The 3,992-nt window shown below is 58.0% G+C and carries 2 protein-coding genes; both read left to right on the top strand.

The genetic code is table 11. The features are described from left to right. Positions 1–193 precede the first annotated feature (193 nt). Complete coding sequence (locus AC1ECK_RS36530; RefSeq protein WP_480328157.1) at positions 194–604, top strand: YybH family protein; 411 nt, start codon at positions 194–196, stop codon at positions 602–604. Positions 605–1,277: 673 nt separating this feature from the next. Further along, the gene (gene leuS, locus AC1ECK_RS36525) at positions 1,278–3,827 is read left to right on the top strand and encodes a leucine--tRNA ligase (RefSeq protein ID WP_480328155.1); all 2,550 of its coding nucleotides are present in this window, start codon (positions 1,278–1,280) and stop codon (positions 3,825–3,827) included. The last annotated feature ends 165 nt before the right edge of the window (positions 3,828–3,992 follow it).

Genomic DNA, 3,992 nt, shown 5'->3' with positions numbered 1-3,992 from the left:
CGTTTATCGAATGTATTGGAGCACGCGATGAGGTGACTGGGGAGTCCCTGGTCAACGCTTTCGAATCGGGCAATACCGCCGCGGTTAAATCGCTAAGATAGAAAGCGCCCGTCGGCCCGTCCGCGTGGTTCGTTGGAGCCGATTGGTGGCTATCAACCTTGGAGTTGCATGATTTCGATGCCTGAATATCAACTTGGAATTTCCATATTTAGGAATTCAAAACGGCGAGGAAATTATGAATCACGAAACATTACTTCTGGCATATGAGGATGCGCTGGCAAGTCACCGGTGGGAGACTGTCGCACCGTTGATCCATGAAGATGCATGCTTCGTTTTCAGCGATGGGACGCACTTCGGAAAGGCCGCAATCGCATCTGCCTTCAAAGCGAACTTCAATCAGATTGCGAATGAGCGGTACGCCATCAAGAACATTTCCTGGACATATGTCGACGATCGCAGCGCTACCTGCACCTATGACTTCGAGTGGACAGGTTTGATCGCGGGGAAGCCAGCTTCAGGAGGAGGACGAGGCACGACAGTCGTTGTTCGTGATGAAGATAGGTGGCTTATTATCCATGAACATCTCGGCCCTCCTCCAGCTTGAGCCCGATCGATCCCAGTACCGCAGTAATCGCGGGGTGATGTCCGCATCGGGGAATAGCGAACGTCCCTCATGCGTCGCGTGCTGCCCGATCAGCGTGGAAACGGAAAGCCCAGGTGGTGTGAGTTCTGGCCCAGAGCGCGTGAATGTCCGCTCTGGAGAAATGTGGAGGACTGCTACGGGTTGTTCTGAGCCGATCGCCGTCGGGCCCAGTGCGGCCTCGACCAGAAAGAGACATTCGGTCACGGCTCTCAAATTCCGTTATGTAGCGCTCGTACTTGGTGGGAGAAAGGGTAGCTGACCCCGGATTTACACCAAGCCTCAATTCGTGCAAACTCTGTTCCACAGTGCTAACGAAGCCAACAATGATGGCAGCGCATCAGCCTGGTTTCTTGACGGGAACCAGGCAAAGCGCACGCGGACCGTATGTCCGCCTCTATTCGGGCCTTAATTTCCCATGGCGTTCAATATCGTGTTTCGGACAATTGTGAGCGGAATTTTCGATTCACGCCCAGGCACGTCCCTATCTGTCTTCCTCCCGATCCTCCCGATCCGCCGACTACCGCTCGGCCGCTGAGCCATGACGTCTTGGCGGCCGTAGCTCTTCCACGACCGCATTCGCGGATGCATACGGATTAAAGCCGGTTGAAACCGTTTCGCCGGCAAGGGGTAACAGATGGCATATGATCCGAAGACGATCGAGCCCAAGTGGCAAGCCTATTGGGACAAACATTCAACGTTCCGGGCAGAGATCGATCCAACCAAAGAGAAGTTCTACGCGCTGGACATGTTTCCCTACCCATCGGGGGCAGGATTGCATGTCGGACACCCGGAGGGATATACCGCGACCGATATCCTGTGTCGGTACAAGCGCATGCTCGGCTTCAACGTGCTGCATCCCATGGGCTGGGACAGCTATGGCTTGCCTGCCGAGCGTTATGCGATGCGCACCGGTGTCCATCCGGCAATCACCACGAAACGCAACATCGAAACATTTCGCGGTCAGGTCAAGCGACTGGGGTTTTCATATGACTGGAGCCGGGAGCTGGCAACCACCGATCCGGGCTATGTCCGCTGGACCCAATGGATTTTCCTGAAGCTGTTTGAACGCGGCCTCGCCTATCAAGCTGAGGTGGCGGTGAACTGGTGTCCAGCGCAAAACACCGTGCTCGCCAATGAAGAGGTGAAAGACGGCAAATATGTTGAGACGGGCGACCCGGTTGTGCGCCGTCTGATGCGGCAATGGATGCTTCGCATCACTCGCTACGCCGACCGGCTCATCGACGATCTGGACACACTGGATTGGCCGGAAAGCGTCAAGACCATGCAGCGCAACTGGGTTGGCCGATCGGAAGGCGCTGAGATCGACTTGCGGATCGAAGGCAGCGGCGATTCAGTGACCGTCTTCACGACACGACCGGACACCCTGTTCGGCGTGACCTTTTGCATTCTCGCGCCTGAACACGATTTGCTCGCCACTATCGTAACGTCCGAGGCCCGCGCCGCTGTCGACGCGTATGTGGTCGGGGCAAAAGCGTTGGACGAAACGGTGCGCGGCGATGCAGGGCGTAAGAAGACCGGCGTGTTCACCGGCGCGTACGCCATCAATCCTGTGAACGGTGAGCGCTTGCCGGTCTGGGTCGCCGACTACGCGTTGAGTGACTACGGCACCGGCGCCATCATGGCGGTACCGGCCCACGACCGGCGGGACCACGAGTTCGCGCAGACCTTCGGCTTGCCAATCATCAAGGTAGTCGATGATGGCGCTGGCGGCGATATGGTGGATGCGGCTTATGAAGGCGATGGCCTGATGGTCAATTCCGGTTTCCTGAATGGGCTGCCGGCCGGGCAGGCGAAACAGGCGATGACGACGTGGCTGGAGCAGCATGGCGCGGGGCACGCGAAAATTACTTACCGCCTGCGCGACTGGCTGTTCTCCCGTCAGCGCTATTGGGGAGAGCCTATTCCGGTCCTGCACCTCGCGGATGGATCGATCATGCCATTGCCTGAGAACTCGCTGCCTCTCCTGCCGCCTAAACTCGACGATTACAAGCCTGCGGCGGGTGGGGAGCCGCCGCTCGCACGCGCGATGGATTGGGTTCAGACCACTGTGCCGGGCACAGATATCCCGGCTGCACGCGAGACGAATACAATGCCGCAATGGGCCGGCTCAAGCTGGTACTTTCTTCGTTTCCTGGACCCGCACAACGACCGCGAGTTTGTCAGCAGGGAGGCCGAGAATTACTGGATGCCCGTGGACGTCTATGTCGGCGGTCCAGAGCACACCGTGCTGCACTTGTTATATGCCCGTTTCTGGCACAAGGTGCTGTACGACATCGGCGTGGTGTCGACCAGGGAGCCGTTCCGCAAGCTGTTCAATCAGGGGATGGTTCTGGCCTTTTCGTACAAGGATGAATCAGGCCGCTACTACGAACCCAACCAGGTGGTCGAGCGCGACGGCAAGCATTTCAGCGGAGATCGGGAACTGAGCCGTCAGGTCGAAAAAATGTCGAAGTCACGCTTCAACGTAGTGAATCCGGACGATGTGGTGGAAGAGTACGGTGCTGACTCGTTGCGACTCTATGAAATGTTCATGGGGCCGCTGGAGATCGCCAAGCCGTGGCAAACCTCGGGTTTGATCGGTGTTCGCCGCTTTCTGGAACGTGCCTGGCGTATCGTTTGCGATGACAACGACATGCTGCACCCGCTGATACGGGATGCCTCGGACTGCCCTCAAGGCTTGCTGCGATTGCGCCACAAGACGGTACGCGCTGTGACAGGGGACATTGAGGGGCTGCGTTTCAACACCGGCATCGCGCGGTTGATGGAAATGGCTAACGCGCTGACTCACTCCCCCGTTCGGCCGCGCGAGATCGTGGAGACCTTTGTTAAGCTGTGGGCGCCGTTCGCCCCCCATCTGGCAGAGGAGTTGTGGGGCAAGCTGGGGTACGACGGCACGCTCGCCCATGCTTCGTGGCCGAGCTTCAACCCTAACCTGCCTCTCGACGAATGCCATGAATACGTCGTGCAGGTCAACGGCAAAGTGCGCCATCGATTCCGCGGGGAAACCGGACTCGACGCGATGGCCCTCGTAGCCGCAGCGAAGGCCGAGCCCGAGGTCGGCAGCACTGCTGAATGGCAAAAACGTGACGAAGGAGATCGCCGTCCCTGGCCGACTGGTGAACTTTGTCGTTCGGGAATAGTGTTTCTATCCGGCTCAGATTAGCAGGCTCGAAACGCCCTGTTCGGTTTCAGCGGGCTAGGAGTGTGTTCCTTTTGGGGCGGTAGGTCGGCACACGAACGTCCGCTATGGGGAAAGTTCAGCGTCTCTTGTGGGTCGACATCGGTCCTCCGTTTTTTCCTGGAGCAGTCATTCGACGAGCTGCAATCT

Source organism: Paraburkholderia sp. SSBN10T (assembly GCF_056619545.1).
This window is presented reverse-complemented; position numbering and strand designations above follow the sequence as displayed.